Origin of the sequence: Nonomuraea sp. NPDC004580, from assembly GCF_040609855.1 — a bacterium.
In the GTDB taxonomy this organism is placed as follows: domain Bacteria; phylum Actinomycetota; class Actinomycetes; order Streptosporangiales; family Streptosporangiaceae; genus Nonomuraea; species Nonomuraea salmonea.
The window spans coordinates 44,491-60,947 of the sequence record NZ_JBEXLH010000040.1 but is presented as its reverse complement, the minus strand read 5'-3'; the positions used below and the strand labels follow the sequence as shown (position 1 = coordinate 60,947).

Annotated in this window: 17 protein-coding genes; 11 read left to right on the top strand and 6 right to left on the bottom strand. The window is 70.4% G+C overall.

Going from position 1 to position 16,457, the window contains the following annotated elements:
• The first annotated feature begins 2 nt into the window (after positions 1–2).
• From ABZW11_RS31640 to ABZW11_RS31625, 4 genes are all read left to right on the top strand, one after another.
• A complete protein-coding gene (locus ABZW11_RS31640) occupies positions 3–563 on the top strand; it encodes a hypothetical protein (protein ID WP_355425010.1) in 561 nt (186 codons plus the stop codon).
• An 83-nt stretch (positions 564–646) separates the two neighbouring features.
• On the top strand, positions 647–2,134 hold the full coding sequence (locus tag ABZW11_RS31635) for an alpha/beta fold hydrolase (RefSeq protein ID WP_355425008.1): 1,488 nt from the start codon (positions 647–649) through the stop codon (positions 2,132–2,134).
• 60 nt (positions 2,135–2,194) lie between these two features.
• Complete coding sequence (locus tag ABZW11_RS31630) at positions 2,195–4,087, top strand: serine/threonine-protein kinase (RefSeq protein WP_355425005.1); 1,893 nt, start codon at positions 2,195–2,197, stop codon at positions 4,085–4,087.
• A 65-nt stretch (positions 4,088–4,152) separates the two neighbouring features.
• Positions 4,153–4,764, top strand: a complete 612-nt coding sequence (locus ABZW11_RS31625; RefSeq protein ID WP_355425002.1) for an SIMPL domain-containing protein — start codon at positions 4,153–4,155, stop codon at positions 4,762–4,764.
• A gap of 8 nt (positions 4,765–4,772) precedes the next feature.
• On the opposite strand, the gene nadA is transcribed toward ABZW11_RS31625, so the two are convergent.
• Entirely contained in the window at positions 4,773–5,924 is a 1,152-nt protein-coding gene (gene nadA / locus ABZW11_RS31620; RefSeq protein WP_355424999.1) for a quinolinate synthase NadA, read from the bottom strand.
• 165 nt (positions 5,925–6,089) lie between these two features.
• Between nadA and erpA the strand changes: the two genes are divergently transcribed.
• A complete protein-coding gene (gene erpA / locus ABZW11_RS31615; RefSeq protein ID WP_043638338.1) occupies positions 6,090–6,443 on the top strand; it encodes an iron-sulfur cluster insertion protein ErpA in 354 nt (117 codons plus the stop codon).
• A 110-nt stretch (positions 6,444–6,553) separates the two neighbouring features.
• On the top strand, positions 6,554–7,540 hold the full coding sequence (locus ABZW11_RS31610; RefSeq protein WP_355424996.1) for a carbohydrate kinase family protein: 987 nt from the start codon (positions 6,554–6,556) through the stop codon (positions 7,538–7,540).
• 146 nt (positions 7,541–7,686) lie between these two features.
• Here ABZW11_RS31610 and ABZW11_RS31605 read toward each other — a convergent pair whose 3' ends face one another.
• The 3 genes from ABZW11_RS31605 to ABZW11_RS31595 form a co-directional block, all read right to left on the bottom strand.
• Entirely contained in the window at positions 7,687–8,082 is a 396-nt protein-coding gene (locus ABZW11_RS31605; protein ID WP_355424993.1) for a CBS domain-containing protein, read from the bottom strand.
• 112 nt (positions 8,083–8,194) lie between these two features.
• Positions 8,195–8,440: a sulfurtransferase TusA family protein gene (locus tag ABZW11_RS31600; protein WP_355424990.1), complete on the bottom strand. Its 246-nt coding sequence runs from the start codon at positions 8,438–8,440 to the stop codon at positions 8,195–8,197.
• Positions 8,437–9,579, bottom strand: coding sequence for an aminotransferase class V-fold PLP-dependent enzyme (locus tag ABZW11_RS31595; protein WP_355424987.1), 1,143 nt, complete (start codon positions 9,577–9,579; stop codon positions 8,437–8,439). Before ABZW11_RS31595 ends, ABZW11_RS31600 begins: the two co-directional genes overlap by 4 nt.
• 175 nt (positions 9,580–9,754) lie before the next feature.
• Here ABZW11_RS31595 and ABZW11_RS31590 point away from each other — a divergent pair, with 175 nt between their 5' ends.
• The 4 genes from ABZW11_RS31590 to ABZW11_RS31575 all read left to right on the top strand — a co-directional run bounded on the left by ABZW11_RS31590 (position 9,755) and on the right by ABZW11_RS31575 (position 13,994).
• Positions 9,755–10,552: a cytochrome c oxidase subunit II gene (locus tag ABZW11_RS31590; RefSeq protein ID WP_355424985.1), complete on the top strand. Its 798-nt coding sequence runs from the start codon at positions 9,755–9,757 to the stop codon at positions 10,550–10,552.
• Positions 10,549–12,216: a cytochrome c oxidase subunit I gene (gene ctaD / locus ABZW11_RS31585; RefSeq protein ID WP_355424983.1), complete on the top strand. Its 1,668-nt coding sequence runs from the start codon at positions 10,549–10,551 to the stop codon at positions 12,214–12,216. Before ABZW11_RS31590 ends, ctaD begins: the two co-directional genes overlap by 4 nt.
• Positions 12,216–12,629 carry a cytochrome c oxidase subunit 4 gene (locus ABZW11_RS31580; protein WP_355424980.1) on the top strand — a complete coding sequence of 138 codons (414 nt, stop codon included), beginning with the start codon at positions 12,216–12,218 and terminating at the stop codon, positions 12,627–12,629. Before ctaD ends, ABZW11_RS31580 begins: the two co-directional genes overlap by 1 nt.
• A gap of 144 nt (positions 12,630–12,773) precedes the next feature.
• Complete coding sequence (locus tag ABZW11_RS31575; protein ID WP_355424977.1) at positions 12,774–13,994, top strand: Ig-like domain-containing protein; 1,221 nt, start codon at positions 12,774–12,776, stop codon at positions 13,992–13,994.
• 139 nt (positions 13,995–14,133) lie between these two features.
• Here ABZW11_RS31575 and trpD read toward each other — a convergent pair whose 3' ends face one another.
• Complete coding sequence (gene trpD / locus ABZW11_RS31570; protein WP_355424975.1) at positions 14,134–15,180, bottom strand: anthranilate phosphoribosyltransferase; 1,047 nt, start codon at positions 15,178–15,180, stop codon at positions 14,134–14,136.
• A gap of 6 nt (positions 15,181–15,186) precedes the next feature.
• The gene (locus ABZW11_RS31565; RefSeq protein WP_345400966.1) at positions 15,187–15,612 is read right to left on the bottom strand and encodes a hypothetical protein; all 426 of its coding nucleotides are present in this window, start codon (positions 15,610–15,612) and stop codon (positions 15,187–15,189) included.
• Positions 15,613–15,791: 179 nt separating this feature from the next.
• Here ABZW11_RS31565 and ABZW11_RS31560 point away from each other — a divergent pair, with 179 nt between their 5' ends.
• The gene (locus ABZW11_RS31560) at positions 15,792–16,445 is read left to right on the top strand and encodes a heme-copper oxidase subunit III (RefSeq protein WP_355424972.1); all 654 of its coding nucleotides are present in this window, start codon (positions 15,792–15,794) and stop codon (positions 16,443–16,445) included.
• The last annotated feature ends 12 nt before the right edge of the window (positions 16,446–16,457 follow it).

The following is a 16,457-nucleotide window of genomic DNA, read 5'->3' as shown; positions in this document are numbered from 1 at the left end:
CCATGGGCTGGCTCGACGCGCTGCTCGGCCGGTCGAAGCCGGTCAAACCCAACCTCGACGCGCTGTTCGCGCTGCCGTCGGCGGCGGTGACGCTGCAGGCGGCGACCGGGATCGAGCCGACCGGGCTCGGCTCGGTGGCCTTCCGCGCCGCCGAGGGCGGTGCGTTCGCCACCGTCGAACGCGACGTCAAGGCGCTGCTGGGCGAGCGCGTCGAGGAGTCCGACGACGGCTACGGCTACACCTGGCTGCTCGTCCGCCGCCCGTCCGACGCGCTCAGCGACCTGGTCACCGAGCTGCACGCGGTCAACTCCTCGCTGGAGGGCGCCGGGTTCGGGCCGTCGCTGCTCTGCTCGCTGGTGTCGTTCGCGCGGCCTGACGGCGGCGGCCGGCTGGCCGTCGTCTACCTGTACAAGCGCGGCACCTTCTACCCGTTCGCGCCGCTCGCCGGGCAGAAGCGCGACAACGCGCTCGAACTGCAGGCCAGAGGTGCGCTGGAGGGTGAGCTGCCGCTGGAGAAGGATCTCGGCCGGTGGTTCCCGGTGTGGGGGGCTCCGGGGCTCTGACAGGGGCTCTGACAGGGGCGGTGACAGGGGCGCTGGCAGGGGCGCTTATCTGCGGCTTTCGCGTACAGTGATCTAATTGTCACGTGGAGCGAAGGTTGTACGTGTTCGCCGCGTGCGCGTTCATCATGGCGGCGGTGCTGGGCAGCGCCTGGATCACCGGCCAGTTCACCACGCCCGCCGTGGACAGGACCCACGGGTACGTCAGCGAGCTGGCCGCCCGTGACCAGCCATGGAGCCGGCTGTTCCGGGTCGGTGACGCGCTGTCGGGGCTCGCGTGCGTCCTGGGGGTGCTGCTGGTGCCCAGGGTGGCCCGCGAGTGGCCGGGCTGGCTGGCGCTGGCCGCGTTCGGCGTGTTCACCTCCCTGGGCGGGCTGTTCCCGCTCGACTGCGCCACGCTCAGCGACCCCGCCTGCGGCGGCTCGGGCACCTCGCTCAGCCACCTGCTGCACGCCCTGACCGGGGCGTCCGGCACGCTCGCCGTCCTCGCCGCCATGGCGCTGCTCGGCGCGCGATGGCGGTCGTGGCTGTCATGGGTGCTGACCTGGCTGAGCCTGGTCGCCACGCTGCTGCTGGTCATCGCGCTGATCGCGGGGCACGGCGCCGGGCTCGCGCATCGCGCCCAGCTCACGGTGATCGCGTTCTGGCTCGTGTACGTGGCACTCCACCTCCTCGTCGCCGACCCCTCGCCGGCGCTCGTCACCGGCGACGACCCGTACGGGGAGGACGGCTGCCTGCGGGTCGCTCCCGGCCGCATGGGCGGGGTGGGCGGCGCCCGCGTGCTCGCCCCGCCCCCTCCGGACGCCGCCGCCCGCGTGCAGGTGCCTCATCACACGGAGACCCATGCCGTCGAGGAGGGGGCAGGGCCCGCTGTGCTGATCACGGCGGGTCCGGGCGGGGCGTGGTTCCACTGGGACGCCGTGGCGGGGCTGCTGGCCCGGTCCCGCCGGGTCGTGCGCTTCGATCGGCCGGGGCTCGGGCGCAGCGCCCGGCCGGTGGCGCCGCCCACCCTGTACGCCGAGGTCGCCCGCCTGGTCGCGCTCGCCCCCGCGCACCCCGAGCGGGTCACCCTCGTCGCGCACGGCGTGGCCTGCTGGCACGCGGAGGCGTTCGCCCGGCTGCACCCGCTGTGCCTGGCCGGGCTCGTCCTGGTGGACCCGGCCTGCGTCGTGGGGCGCAGGCCGCTCGCCGCCGCCAGGACCGCCGGGCGGTGGCTGCCCGTGCTGGGCGGCACGTGGGGCGCGGCCGTGGTGGCCCGCCTGGCGGGGCCCGCCGCGCACCGGCTGCTCACCGGCCGGCCCGACCCCTCGGGCGTCTACACCATGGGCAAGGTGCCCGCCGCGATGGCGGGGGAGTGGCTCGCCCGCCGCGACATGGCGGCCGACCTGCTGCTGCTGCGCGCCGGCAAGCCGTTCCCCGCCGTCCCCGTCACCGTGATCAGCGGGGACGACGCCGACGCCTGCCAGGCCAGGCTGGCCACCGCCCTGGGGGCCGCCCACGTACGCCTGCCGGTGGCCGGCCGCCGCCTCCCCCTTCGCGCCCCGCAGGCGATCGCCGACGCCGTGAACGCGTGACGGCGAGGGCCCGGAGCCAGCAGAATGGCGGGAAAGTCGCCGTTTGTGGGGGTTGTGCCGATGCCTGACCTCGCGCCCCTGCGTCCAGGGGACCCGGCGGAGGCGGGCGCGTACCGCCTGACCGGGCGGCTCGGCGCGGGCGGGCAGGGCATCGTGTACCTCGCGACCGGTCCCGACGGGACCCAGGCCGCGGTCAAGCTGCTGCGCGCCGACCTGGCGGGCGACGCCGAGGCGTCCGAGCGGTTCGTCCGCGAGGTGGCGATGGCGCGGCGGGTGGCGCCATTCTGCACCGCGCAGGTCATCGAGACCGGGCTGGCGGGCGGCAGGCCGTACATCGTGAGCGAGTACATCGACGGCCGCACCCTGTCCGACGTCGTACGCGAGCAGGGCCCCCGCACCGGCGCCGCCCTGCACCGGCTGGCGGTCGGCACCGTCACCGCGCTGGTCGCCATCCACCAGGCCGGCATCGTGCACCGCGACTTCAAGCCGTCGAACGTGGTGCTCGCCCCCGACGGGCCCCGCGTCATCGACTTCGGCATCGCCAAGGCACTCGACCTGGCCTCGACGCTCACCGGGACGGTGGTGGGCACGCCGTCGTACATGGCGCCCGAGCAGCTCGACGAGGAGGGCCCAGGCCCGAAGTTGGACATGTTCGCCTGGGCAGGCACGCTGCTGTTCGCCGCGTCGGGACGACCGCCGTTCGGCCAGGACGGCGTGGCGGCCGTGGTGCACCGCATCCTGCACGCCGAGCCCGACGTCACCTGCATCGACGACCCGGCCCTGCGCGCGCTGGTCGCCGACTGCCTGGCCAAGGACCCGGACACCAGGCCGTCGGCCGCCGAGGCCCTCATGCGCCTGCTCGGCCACGCCCAGCCGCGGACTCCTGACCTCCTCCAGGAGGGCAGCACCGCCTCCAGGAGCCCCGCGCGCGGGCGGCGGATCGGGTGGGCGGCGGCGGCCGGGGTGCTGGCGCTGGCCGCCACGGGCACGCTGGTCGCCGTGCGGCTGAGCGGCCCGCCGCCGCGTACCGTCACCTCCACGCCGTCGGCCGCCGCCGTCACGACCCCGGCGACGCCGGCCACCCGGTCGTCCACGCTGCCCGGCACGTCCGTACGGATCAGCGAGCGCGACGGCGACCCGCTCAAGCTCGCCTCCTACACCCTGGACGGCGGCAGGCGTCTCTACGTCAGGAAGCACGACACCGGCGAGTTCGCCCGCGAGACCCGCTACTTCGAGTACGCCCTGGACCCCAGGACGAACCTCGCCCTGGCCACCGACGTGGACTACAGCACCGACCTGTTCGCCACCGTCTCCATCGTCGACCACGTCACCGGCGCGAGCCGCGTGGTCAAGCTCAGCCCGAAGCCGGTCTACCCGGCCACCCCCCGCTGGTCGCCGGACGGCGAGCGGGCCCTGGTCACCCTCTACAGGGGCGAGGGCGGCGCCGCGCAGGCGTACGGCTTCGGCGTCATCGACGTCGCCACCGGCAGGGGCGAGGTGTTCCAGGCCGGCGAGCAGGGCGCGGGGGAGTGGCGCTTCTTCTGGGACGCCGGCGGCCGCGCGGTGGGCACCTGGACGGGCGGCGCGATGACGTTCTACGGCCTCGACGGCAAGGTCCAGCGCACGCTCAAGGACGTGGGCACCCCGGTGTGGGTGGAGGGCGACGACGTCTCGCCGTCGGGCGGCCGGTTCCTGGCGCACTGCACGGCCGCCGGCACCGCGCTGTGCGCGCACTCGACGACCGGCACCGGCACGGTGACGGTCCCGGTCGCCGCGGAACGGCTCATCGGCTGGTGGGACGACGACCACCTCGCGGTGTGGCGGGCCAAGGACGGCGGGTACGAGGCGGTCGTCGTGGACATGAAGGGCCGGGCGGGCCGGGTGCTGGCGACGGCCCGGGACAAGGCCGAGTTCGACACGATGGGTTTCCGCTTCGCCAGGCCCACCGCATGAGGCGGGGCGCGACCTAGGATCGGGGCCTAGGATCGGGGCCTGGACCCAACCGCGAGGGGGAGCCCGTGGACATCACCGTGGTCGGCGAGGGCTCGGTCCTGGCCGCGCCCGACACCCTGCGGCTTCATGCGGGCGTCGAGGTCCGCAGGCCCACCGCCGCCGACGCGTTCGAAGCCGCCCGCGCCGCCGCGGCCCGGCTCACCGAGGCGCTGGGACGAGCGGGGGTGGCCGCCCGCGACGTGACGACGGTCGAGCTGTCCCTGGGCCCCGAGTACGAGGCCTATCCCAAGGTCGCGGCCTACCGGGCGGTGCAGGGCGTCGAGGCCGTCGTCCGCGACGTCGGCCCATATGCGGGCAGGGCCGACCACGTCATCGACACCGTGGCGGGGGTGGGCGAGGAGGCCAGGCTGAACGGCGTGGCGTTCGAGCTGTCCGACCCGGCCGCGGCGCTGGCCGAGGCCAGGGAGCGGGCGTTCAGGGACGCCGCCGCCAAGGCCGCCCAATATGCCGCGCTGGCCGGCCGGCCGCTCGGCCGGGTGGTGTCGGTGAGCGAGCTGCGCCAGGCGCCGCCGCAGCCGATGCGCGCGGCGGCGATGGTGGCCGAGGCCGGGGCCTCGGTCAGCCCCGGCATGCGGCCGGTCACGGTCTTCGTGGAAGTGGGCTACGACTTCGCGTAGGCCGGGCGTTACGGCAGCGCCAGCATGCGGTCGAGCGCGACCTTGGCCCAGTGGGTGGTGTCGTCGTCCACGGTGATCCGGTTGACGACCTCGCCGAGCACCAGCGACTCCAGCGCCCACACCAGGTGCGGCAGGTCGATGCGGTTCATCGTGGAGCAGTAGCAGACGGTCCTGTCGAGGAACGAGATGTTCTTGTCGGGGAACATCTGGGCGAGCCGCTTGACCAGGTTCAGCTCGGTGCCGACGGCCCAGCTCGACCCGGCGGGCGCGGCCTGCAGCGTCTTGATGATGTGCTCGGTGGAGCCGATGTGGTCGGCCTTGAGCACGACCTCGTGGCGGCACTCGGGGTGCACGAGCACGTTGACGCCGGGGATGCGGGCGCGTACGTCGTCCACGGACTCGGCGGTGAAGCGGCCGTGCACCGAGCAGTGGCCGCGCCACAGGATCATCTTCGCCCGCTCCAGCTCCTCCTGGGTCAGGCCGCCGTTGGGGCGGTGCGGGTTCCACACCACGCAGTCCTCGAGCGTCATGCCCATCTCCAGCACCGCCGTGTTGCGGCCCAGGTGCTGGTCGGGCAGGAACAGCACCTTCTCGCCCTGCTCGAACGCCCAGTCCAGGGCGCGCCGGGCGTTGGAGGAGGTGCACACCGCGCCGCCGTTGCGCCCGCAGAACGCCTTGATGTCGGCGCTGGAGTTCATGTACGTGACCGGCACCACCGACTCCGCCAGCCCGGCGTCCTCAAGCGCCTCCCAGCACTCCTCGACCTGGTCGTAGGTCGCCATGTCGGCCATGGAGCAGCCCGCCGCGAGGTCCGGCAGGATCACCTTCTGGGCGTCGCCGGTCAGGATGTCGGCCGACTCGGCCATGAAGTGCACGCCGCAGAAGACGATGAACTCCGCCTCGGGACGCGCCGCCGCCTGCTGGGCCAGCTTGAACGAGTCGCCCGTCACGTCGGCGAACTGGATGACCTCGTCGCGCTGGTAGTGGTGGCCGAGCACGAACAGGCGGTCGCCGAGCGCCTCCTTCGCCTTGCGGGCGCGCTCCACCAGCCCGGGGTCGGAGGCGGGCGGCAGCTCGCCGGGACAGTCGACCCCCTTCTCGCTGTGCGGATCGGCGCCCCTGCCGAGGACGAAGAGCGGCAGTCCGGTCTGGGTGGCCATCGCCTTACCCCCTTATCGTCGGTTTGACGATACTCATGATGACACACCCCCGGAACGGTTTATTCCGGGGCGTCCGACACCCGGGAATGTGTGGACACCCCCAGGTGTTGGTAGCGTCATCAGTAGGACGTCGAAAAACAGACAGCCGGGTTAGGGAGTCAGCAGATGACGGTTGAGAGCAGCGAGACCACGGCACAGGGCCTGATCCTGACTGACGCGGCCGCCGCCAAGGTCAAGAGCCTGCTCGAGCAGCAGGGCGAAGAGGGTCTGCAGCTGCGGGTCGCCGTGCAGCCGGGAGGCTGTTCCGGCCTGCGCTACCAGCTCTTCTTCGACGACCGTTCGATGGACGGCGACGTCGTGTCCGACTTCGGCGGTGTCAGTGTGGTCACCGACCGGATGAGCGCCCCCTACCTGATGGGCGCCTCCATCGACTTCGTCGACACCATCGAGAAGCAGGGCTTCACCATCGACAACCCCAACGCCACGGGCTCGTGCGCCTGCGGTGACTCGTTCAACTAAACGGGTCGCGCCATAAAGGCCGCCAGGTCCCGTCCGCCTTTGAGCGGGCGGGACCTTCGCGTATTCTCGTGGGGCTCTTTGGCCTGCTGACAACGAGGAAGAAGAATCCCGTGCGCATCGCCGTAACCGGCTCCATCGCGACAGACCACCTGATGACCTTCCCCGGCAGTTTCGGCGAGCAGCTCATCGCCGAGCAGCTCGACCGGGTGTCGCTCTCCTTCCTGGTCGATGACCTGCAGATCCGTCGCGGCGGTTGCGCGGCGAACATCGCCTTCGGAATGGCCTGTCTCGGCCTGCGGCCTATCCTCGTGGGCGCCGTGGGCAACGACTTCGCCGACTACCGCTCCTGGCTGGAGCGCCACGGCGTCGACTGCGACTCCGTGCACGTCTCCGAGACCCAGCACACCGCGCGCTTCCTGTGCACCACCGACGAGCACCACAACCAGATCGCCTCCTTCTACACGGGGGCCATGGCCGAGGCCAGGCTGATCGAGCTCAAGCCGGTCTCCGACCGCGTGAGCGGGCTCGACCTGGTGCTGATCAGCCCCAACGACCCCGACGCGATGCTGCGCCACACCGAGGAGTGCCGCCAGCGCGGCATCCCGTTCGCCGCCGACATCTCCCAGCAGCTCGCGCGCATGGAGGACGAGCAGATCCGCCAGCTCGTCGACGGCGCCGCCTACCTGTTCTCCAACGACTACGAGAAGGGGCTCATCGAGCAGAAGACCGGCTGGTCCGACGCCGAGGTCCTCGACCGCGTGGGCGTGCGCATCACCACGCTCGGCCCCAAGGGCGCCGTCATCGACCGCAAGGGCGAGCCGTCCATCCAGGTCGCCCCCGCTCCTGAGCGCGGCAAGGCCGACCCCACGGGAGTCGGCGACGCCTTCCGCGCGGGCTTCCTGGCCGGCCTGGCCTGGGACCTGTCGCTGGAGCGGTGCGGGCAGATCGGCAACCTCACCGCCACGCACGTGCTGGAGCGCGTGGGCGGTCAGGAGTACGAGCTGGGCCAGCAGGTCTTCCTCGAGCGGTTCGGGGCCGCGTACGGCGCCGACGCGGCCGCCGAGATCGCCCGGCACGTGCGCTGCTACCACCCCTGACCCGCACGCAGATGAGCCGGGCCGCTCAGCGGCGGCCCGGCCCCGACCCGGACACAGGTGAGCCGGACCGCTCGACGGCGGTCCGGCCCTGACCCGCATGCCGGGAGCCGGGCCGCTCAGCGGCGGTCCGGCTCTTTTCCGCGCGCTCAGTGCGGGGCGTAGACGCGGTGGACGAACTCGGCGAGCTTGTCGTCGCTCAGGTGCGCGGCCAGGTCCGCCTCGCTGATCATGCCCACCAGCCGGCCGTCGTCCATGACCGGCAGCCGCTTGATCTGGTGCTCCTCCATACGGGCGAGCGCCTCTTCCACCGAGGCGTCCGGCGCCACCCACACCAGCCCGGTGGCGAGCTCGCCCGCCGTGGTCTCGGCCGGGTCGTGGCCGGCCGCGATGCATTTGACCACGATGTCGCGGTCGGTGATGATGCCCGTCACCCGGTCGTCGGGCCCGCATACGGGCAGTGCCCCCACCTCGTACTCGCGCATCATCTGCGCGGCGCGGTCGAGGGTCTCTTGCGCGCTGATGCACTCGGCGCCCGTGCTCATGACGTCGCGTGCGCATTCTTGTGGCTTTGCGCTGCTCATGGCTTTCCCCTGGATGTCGGCGGCTTCCTTCGAAAGTCTCCTACCCGACATATCAGGACAAATCGGTCATGCCCTAGTAATTGCGCCGGACGTGGATCGCCCAGCCCCCGTCCGGCAGCTCGTACGAGCCGACGTGGTGATGCGACTTCAGCCTGCACCACGCCGGCACGTCCGTGTACGCCGCGGGATCGTCGGCCAGCACGGCCACCACCGCGTTCAGCGGGACGTAGTTGATCTGCTCGGCGAGCATGATGATCGGGATCGGGCACTTCTTCCCGAGCGCGTCGATCGTCAAAGCCGGCTGGGTAACCTCGGTCATGCGACTCCTGCGTCCTGGCGGATGCGGCGCACCAGCTCGGGCAGCACGGCGAGGAACTCGTCGACCTCGGCCGCTGATGCGCCCCTGGGCAGCGACACCCGGACATTCCCATGCGTCAGCACGCCCATCGCTTCTAGAACGTGCGATGGACGAAGCGTACTAGCGGTGCACGAACTCCCGGACGATACGGCGAATCCGGCCTTGTCGAGCTCGGTCAGCAGGGCCTCGCCGTCGACGTAGAGGCACGAGAAGGTCACGATGTGCGGTGCCCGCTCGACCGGCTCGCCGATGACCTCGACGTCGGGCACGATCTTCGGGACGGTCTCCCTGATCCGGTCGACCAGCGCGGAAAGCCGCGCCTGCTCACGCTCCGCCTCGTCGAGCGAGGCGCGCAGCGCCGCCGCCGCCGCGACCGCCGCGGGCACGTTCTCGAACCCCGGCACCCGCCGCCGCTCGCGCTCGTCGTCGGGCAGGTGGGAGCGGAACCTGGTGCCCTTGCGCACCGCCAGCACGCCCACCCCGGCGGGGCCGCCCCACTTGTGCGCGCTGGCCGTCAGCACCGACCAGCCCTGCGGGACGGGCAGCCGGCCGGCCGTCTGCGCCGCGTCCACCAGCAGCGTCACGCCGTGCTCGCGGCACGCCTCGGCAGCCTCGGCGACCGGCTGCAGCGTGCCGACCTCGTGGTTGGCCGTCTGCAGGCAGGCCAGCGCCGTGCCGGGCCGTGCCACGGCCGCGGCGAACGCGTCGACGTCGACCCGGCCGGTCAGGCTCACGCCCACCGTCTCGACCGTGCCGCCCGCGCGTTCGTGCACCTCGCCGGCGTGCAGCACGCTCGAATGCTCGACCGCGCCCGTGACCATGTGGCTCCCGGCCCTGCGCCTGCCGTGTAGGGTGCCGAGGACGCCGAGATGCACGGCCTGCGTGCCGGACGAGGTGAACGACACCTCGTCGGGCCGCGCGCCGAGCAGCTCGGCCACCTCCGTGCGGGCCTGCTCCAGCAGCAGGTGCGCACGGCGGGCAGCGCCGTAGAGTCTCGCGGGGTCGGCCCAGCCGGCGTCGACGGCCGCCAGCAGCGCCTCGCGCGCCTGGGGGTGCAGCGGCTCGGTTGAAGCCGCGTCGAAATACGCCACGAGACTCATCGTCCCACTTCCGGCGCCATGGAGGGGTCGCGCGGTGGGGCAAGGCACCTGCACGCTAATGTGTCTGCAATCAGCTGTGCATCTGGAAATACGAGCGCCCAAGGGAAAGACTCTTGGGCTTCATCTGTGGGGTAGGCGATCCGTGAGTCCGACTCGCCGTACGACGCGGCGTTCGTTGGCCCGGCGCAGGGTGCCGCGCGCCGCCGCTTTGGCGTTGCTGCTGGCCACTGCTACGGCGTGTGCTAATGACGTCCCCGAGGCCTCCTGGTCTCGCGGCCTTCTTCCCGAACACGTCACCGAGCAGGGCGGCGTCGTTCAGAGCCTGTGGAACGGGGCCTGGATCGCCGCACTCGCCACGGGCGCAGTGGTCATCGTCCTGATCTTGTGGGCCTCGATGTTCCACCGCAAGCGCAGGGCCAAGGCCGAGCTTCCGCCGCAGGTGCGCTACAACCTGCCCATCGAGATCCTTTACACCGTGATCCCCCTGGTCATGGTCTCGGTGTTCTTCTTCTTCACCGCGCGCGACAGCGAGACGCTCACCAAGGTGAGCGGTGACGCGCCGGTCAAGGTCAAGGTCGAGGCGTACCAGTGGAGCTGGCGCTTCACCACGACCTACAACGGCAAGACGCTCGAGCCCGTCGCGGGCGTGCCGGTGAGCGACTACAACCAGGGCCCCCAGCTGGTCCTGCCGACGGAGACGAAGGTCGAGTTCGACCTGTCGACCGACGACGTCATCCACTCGTTCTGGGTGCCGGAGTTCCTCTTCAAGCGTGACGTCATCCCCGGCATCCCCGAGGACAACCCCGGCCGCAAGTTCGAGATCACCACGCTCGACAGGACCGGCGTCTTCGCCGGCCGCTGCGCCGAGCTCTGCGGCGTCGACCACAGCCGGATGCTCTTCTCGGTCAAGCTTGTGAAGAAGGCTGAGTTCGACCAGTACATCGCGACCCACCAGGCTGGGAGTGCCCAGTGACCGCCATCCAAGAACCCCTGACGACGACGCCGCGGGTCCGGCCCACCACCAAGGGCCAGATCATCGCCAAGTGGATGTCCTCGACCGATCACAAGATCATCGGGCACATGTACTTGATCACGTCGTTCGCCTTCTTCCTCATCGGCGGCGTGATGGCCCTGGTCATGCGGGCCGAGCTGGCGCAGCCCGGCCTGCAGTTCACCAGCAACGAGCAGTTCAACCAGCTGTTCACCATGCACGGCACGATCATGCTGCTGATGTTCGCGACGCCGCTGTTCGCCGGCTTCGCCAACGAGCTGATGCCGCTGCAGATCGGCGCCCCCGACGTGGCGTTCCCGCGCCTCAACATGGTGAGCTACTGGCTCTACCTGTTCGGCAGCCTCATCGCCGTCTCCGGCTTCTTCACCCCGGGCGGCGCCGCCTCGTTCGGCTGGTTCGCGTACACGCCGCTGTCCAACGCGATCAACTCGCCGGGCATCGGCGGTGACCTGTGGATCATGGGCCTGGCCCTGTCGGGTCTGGGCACCATCCTCGGCGCGGTCAACTTCATCACCACGATCATCTGCATGCGCGCGCCCGGCATGACCATGTTCCGCATGCCGATCTTCACCTGGAACGTCCTGCTCACCAGCATGCTCGTGCTGATGGCGTTCCCGGTGCTGGCCGCCGCGCTGCTGGCTCTGGAGTCCGACCGCAAGCTCGGCACCCACATCTTCGACTCCGAGAACGGCGGTGCGCTGCTCTGGCAGCACCTGTTCTGGTTCTTCGGGCACCCCGAGGTCTACATCATCGCGCTGCCGTTCTTCGGCATCGTGACCGAGGTCCTGCCGGTCTTCAGCCGCAAGCCGATCTTCGGTTACATCAGCCTCGTGGCCGCGACGATCTCGATCGCCGGTCTGTCCATCACGGTCTGGGCGCACCACATGTTCCCGACCGGGCAGGTGTTGCTGCCGTTCTTCTCATTCATGACGTTCCTCATCGCGGTGCCGACCGGTGTGAAGTTCTTCAACTGGATCGGCACGATGTGGCGCGGGCACCTGACGTTCGAGTCGCCGATGCTGTTCTCGGTCGGCTTCCTCATCACGTTCCTGCTCGGCGGGCTGACCGGCGTCATCCTGGCCTCGCCGCCGCTCGACTTCCACATCAGCGACACCTACTTCGTCGTCGCCCACTTCCACTACGTGGTCTTCGGCACCGTCGTGTTCGCGATGTTCGCCGGGTTCTACTTCTGGTGGCCCAAGTTCACCGGCAAGATGCTCGACGACAAGCTCGGCAAGCTGCACTTCTGGCTGCTGTTCATCGGCTTCCACACGACGTTCCTCGTCCAGCACTGGCTCGGCATGCTCGGCTTCCCGCGCCGCTACGCCGACTACAGCGCGGCCGACGGCTTCACCGACCTCAACATGCTGTCGTCGGTGGGCGCGTTCGTGCTCGGCGCCTCGACGCTGCCGTTCTTCTACAACGTCTGGAAGACCTGGCGCAGCGCGCCCAAGGTCACCGTCGACGACCCCTGGGGCTACGGCGGCTCGCTCGAATGGGCGACCTCCTGCCCGCCGCCGCGGCACAACTTCACCTCGCTGCCGCGCATCCGGTCCGAGCGTCCCGCGTTCGACCTGCACTACCCGCACGCGTCCAGCAAGTCCGCCGGGGAGGTTGAGGCCTGATGAAGGTCCAGGGTTGGCTGTTCCTGCTGTGCGGGATCTTCTTCGCCGGCGTCGACATCGCGTACTGGTTCTGGACCAAGGCGGCCACCGGGCAGGGTGAGCCGGTCGGCACCACCGCGATGGCCATCTCGGTCGGGTTCGCCTTCATGGTGGGCTACTACCTGATGTTCACCGCGCGCCGCATCGGCGCGCAGCCGGAGGACGACAAGCAGGCCGACATCAGCGAGGGCGCCGGCGAGATCGGCTTCTTCAGCCCGAGCAGCTGGTGGCCGCTGTTCCTGTGCCTGGCGGCGGCGTTCGCCTTCGCCGGGTTCGTGATCGGCTTCTGGATGTTCCTGATCGGGGTCTTCCTGGTCATCATGGCCATGATCGGGTTCGTGTTCCAGTACTACCGGGGTCACTTCTCGCACTAGGTCGTACGCCTTGGAACGGGCGTTCTCCCTTGGGGGAGGACGCCCGTTTTTTGGTGTTCTTTACTGGTGTACGGATGTGGCGAATCGATCACTCAGGGTAATAAAGGAGGCAGAAGCGGTTCGATAGTGGGCGAGGGAGTACTCGTGGGGCGCAGTACGTATGGATGCGGCCTGCTGGCCATGGCCCTGCTGGCAGCGTGCTCGGCCGGGTGCTCGGCGAGCGAGCCGGCCGGCGCTCCCAAGGAGGGCGTCGCGATGGCGGGCGGGGCGTACAGCGCGCCCGTGGGCGTCTCTCCGGCGGACAAGGCCGCGAACGTCCCCACCGACCGGCCCGTGGTCGTCGCCGCCAACGGCGGCACGCTGAAGAGTGTCAAGGTTGACGGAGGCAAGGCGGGGCCGCTCAAGGGCGTGCTGAGCGGCGACCGTACGCGCTGGCGCAGCCTCGGCACCGCCAAGCCGAGCGCGTCGTACACGGTGACGGCGGTCTCCGTGGACGCCACGGGCAAGGAGACCAGGACCACCAGCGCCTTCTCCACGGCCAAGGGCACCAAGACGTTCGACATCGAGCGCATCACCCCGAACAAGGACGACACGGGACTGACCGTCGGGGTCGGCATGCCCGTCATGATCGCCTTCGACCAGCCCGTCACCGATCGGGTCGCCGTCGAGCGCAACCTCACCGTGCGCAGCTCCAAGCCGGTGGAGGGGGCCTGGCACTGGTTCGACGACCAGCACGTGGACTTCCGGCCGAAGAAGTACTGGCCGGCCAGGACCAAGGTGCGGGTGGAGGCCAAGCTGGCGGGGGTGCGCGGCGGGCCCGGCATGTACGGCAAGCGTGACGTACGGCTCGACTTCAAGATCGGCCGCCAGCAGATCACCAAGGGCAGCGTGAACGAGCACGTGCTGGTGGTCAGGCGGGACGGCAAGAAGGTCAGGACGATGCCCATGAGCGCCGGCCAGGGCGGCCAGTGGAAGTACCACACGACCTCCGGCATCCACCTGGCCATGTCGCGGGAGCCCGTCACGATCATGACCTCGCCCGGCATCGGGCCCGGCTCGCCCGGCTACTACCGGCTGACCGTCTACAACACCGTCCGCATCTCCAACAGCGGCGAGTACGTGCACAGCGCGCCCTGGTCGGTCGGCTCGCAGGGCCGCGCCAACGTCAGCCACGGCTGCGTGAACGTCAGCCCGGCCAACGCGATCTGGTTCCTCAAGAACACGCTGATCGGCGACCCGATCATCATCACCGGCTCGCCCCGCAAGCTGGAGCCCACGAACGGCTGGGGGCACTGGCAGGAGGACTGGAAGCAGTGGCTCAAGTGGAGCTCGCTCAAGGCGGGCCCGACCGTCACGCTGCCCTGAGAGCGCCGCTCAGAGCACGGGAACCGCGCCGCCACTCCGAGTGAGGGCGGCGCCGTTACTCGTGTTCAGGGCCTGCTCAGGGCTTGCTCAGGGGCGCGGGCGAGTGCGGATGGCGCCGTCGCTCGTGCTCAGGGCCTGCTCAGGAGCGCGGGAAGGCGCTGCTGACCTCGATCCAGCGGTCGAGGGTGGCCGCGGCGGCGCCGGAGTCGACCGCCTGGACCGCGCGGGCGTAGCCGTCGATCATGGCGGAGTCGAGGTCGTCGCCCGGCCCGTCGAGCGCCACCAGCGCGGCCGCCGCGTTGAGCAGCACCGCGTCGCGCACCGGCCCGGTCTTGCCCTGCACGAGGTCGTGCACGGCCTGGGCGTTGAAGGCGACATCGCCGCCGCGCAGCGCGCCCACGTCGGCGCGCGGGATGCCGAGCACCGCCGGGTCGAACGTGGTCTGCGTGGCCGTGCCGTCCTTGACCACCCAGACGGTGGAGGTGGCCGCGATGGTCAGCTCGTCGAGGCCGTCGTCGCCGCGGAAGACCAGGGCGGACACGCCGCGCTCGGCGAACACGCCGGCCAGCACCGGCAGCATGCCGGCGTCGTAGACGCCGATGGCCTGCGCCGAGGGGCGGGCCGGGTTGGTCAGCGGGCCGAGGAAGTTGAAGATCGTCGGAACGCCGATCTCCTTGCGCGTCGGCCCGGCGAAGCGCAGCGCGGGGTGGTAGACGGGCGCGAAGCAGAACGCGATGCCCGCCTCGCTCGCCACCTGCGCCGTCTGCTCGGGCGTGAGGTCGAGCCTGATGCCGAGGTGCTCCAGGACGTCGGCGGCGCCGCACGAGGACGACGCGGCGCGGTTGCCGTGCTTGACCACCCTGGCGCCCGCGGCGGCGGCCACGATGGCGGCCATCGTCGAGACGTTGACGGTGTGGGCGCGGTCGCCGCCGGTGCCCACGATGTCGACCACGGGGCCCTCGACGCGGAGCGGCGTGGCGAGGTCGAGCATCGTGCGGGCCAGGCCCACGACCTCGGCCACGGTCTCGCCCTTGGCGCGCAGCGCGATCACGAAACCGGCGATCTGGGACGGCGTCGCGGCGCCGGACATGATCTCCCGCATCGCCCAGGCCGACTCGTCAGAGGTGAGGTGCTCTCCTGACAGGAGGGCGTTGAGCAGGGTGGGCCAGGTCGTCCGGGAGTCCATGGGCACCTACTTAGCGTTGAGACGGGTGGCGGAGCGGCGGCGCATGAGGTCGGCCACGGTGTCGGCGAGCACCAGGGGCTCGAGAGGCTGGGCCACCACGGCGTCGGCCTTCGACCAGTCGGCCAGCCACCTGTCATCGCGCCTGGCGATGATCAGGCAGATGGGCGGGCAGTCGTAGACCTCGTCCTTGGCCTGGCGTGAGACGCCCATGCCGCCGGCCGGCTGGGTCTCGCCGTCGAGGACGGCGACGTCGATCTCACCGGAGCCCAGCCACTGGTGCACCTTGGGCTCGGTGGCGCACTCCACGATCTCCACGAGGGGTAGGTCGGCCGCGGGGCGCCTGCCGATGGCCTGGATCACCTCGGCCCTGGTGGCGGCGTCGTCGCTGTAGACGAGGACCTTCATCTTCTCGTCGGTGCTCCCACTGGACATCGGTCGCGCTCACTATCAGTCGAAGAGGTATGGTCACCTGGGATCGTACCGGTGCGTGGGCATGCGTACCCAGGCCACCATGCCTGGTGGGCGTTTTATGGCAATTATCCCAGGTTGGTCGGTGGTTCGTACCTGCTAACGGGGGGTCGTGCGCCGGACCGACCACCGGAGCCGCAATAATGCTGCCCGTGGCGACAGCATCCGCAATAACTTCGACGACGACAGCACAGTCGTACCGCAGACCCAACTTGGTCAGCGTGGGCACGATCGTGTGGCTGTCCTCTGAGCTCATGTTCTTCGCGGCGCTGTTCGCGATGTACTTCACCATCCGGTCGGTGAGCGTCGGCAAGGGTCTCGAGTGGGGCCCGGCGCTGCTTCCTGCTGGCGCACACGCAGCAGAGGCCGCTCACCTGAACATCCCGTTCGCGACGGTCAACACGATCATCCTGGTTCTGTCGAGTGTGACGTGCCAGCTGGGCGTGTGGGCTGCAGAGAAGGGGCAGGTCGGAAAGCTCCGCTTCTGGTACATCGTCAGCTTCCTCATGGGCGCGATCTTCGTGGCCGGGCAGCTGTACGAGTACGCTGAGCTGGCGTCAGAGGGCGCGACCCTGTCCGCTAACGCTTACACCTCGGTGTTCTACCTGACGACGGGCTTCCACGGCCTGCACGTGACCGGTGGACTGATCGCGTTCCTGTTCATGCTGGGACGCACGTACGCCGCGAAGCGCTTCACGCATGAGCAGGCCACCAGCGCGATCGTCGTGTCCTACTACTGGCACTTCGTAGACGTCGTCTGGATCGGTCTTTTCGCGACCATCTACATCATTCGTTAAGGAACGGGATCT

Bases quoted from the DNA above. Each gene is read 5' to 3' on its own strand.
- ABZW11_RS31560 (WP_355424972.1), top strand. From the start codon at position 15,792: ATGCTGCCCGTGGCGACAGCATCCGCAATAACTTCGACGACGACAGCA.
- erpA (WP_043638338.1), top strand. From the start codon at position 6,090: ATGACGGTTGAGAGCAGCGAGACCACGGCACAGGGCCTGATCCTGACT.
- trpD (WP_355424975.1), bottom strand. From the start codon at position 15,180: ATGGACTCCCGGACGACCTGGCCCACCCTGCTCAACGCCCTCCTGTCA.
- ABZW11_RS31565 (WP_345400966.1), bottom strand. From the start codon at position 15,612: ATGTCCAGTGGGAGCACCGACGAGAAGATGAAGGTCCTCGTCTACAGC.
- ABZW11_RS31580 (WP_355424980.1), top strand. From the start codon at position 12,216: ATGAAGGTCCAGGGTTGGCTGTTCCTGCTGTGCGGGATCTTCTTCGCC.
- nadA (WP_355424999.1), bottom strand. From the start codon at position 5,924: ATGGCCACCCAGACCGGACTGCCGCTCTTCGTCCTCGGCAGGGGCGCC.
- ABZW11_RS31600 (WP_355424990.1), bottom strand. From the start codon at position 8,440: ATGACCGAGGTTACCCAGCCGGCTTTGACGATCGACGCGCTCGGGAAG.
- ABZW11_RS31605 (WP_355424993.1), bottom strand. From the start codon at position 8,082: ATGAGCACGGGCGCCGAGTGCATCAGCGCGCAAGAGACCCTCGACCGC.
- ABZW11_RS31640 (WP_355425010.1), top strand. From the start codon at position 3: ATGGGCTGGCTCGACGCGCTGCTCGGCCGGTCGAAGCCGGTCAAACCC.
- ABZW11_RS31595 (WP_355424987.1), bottom strand. From the start codon at position 9,579: ATGAGTCTCGTGGCGTATTTCGACGCGGCTTCAACCGAGCCGCTGCAC.
- ABZW11_RS31630 (WP_355425005.1), top strand. From the start codon at position 2,195: ATGCCTGACCTCGCGCCCCTGCGTCCAGGGGACCCGGCGGAGGCGGGC.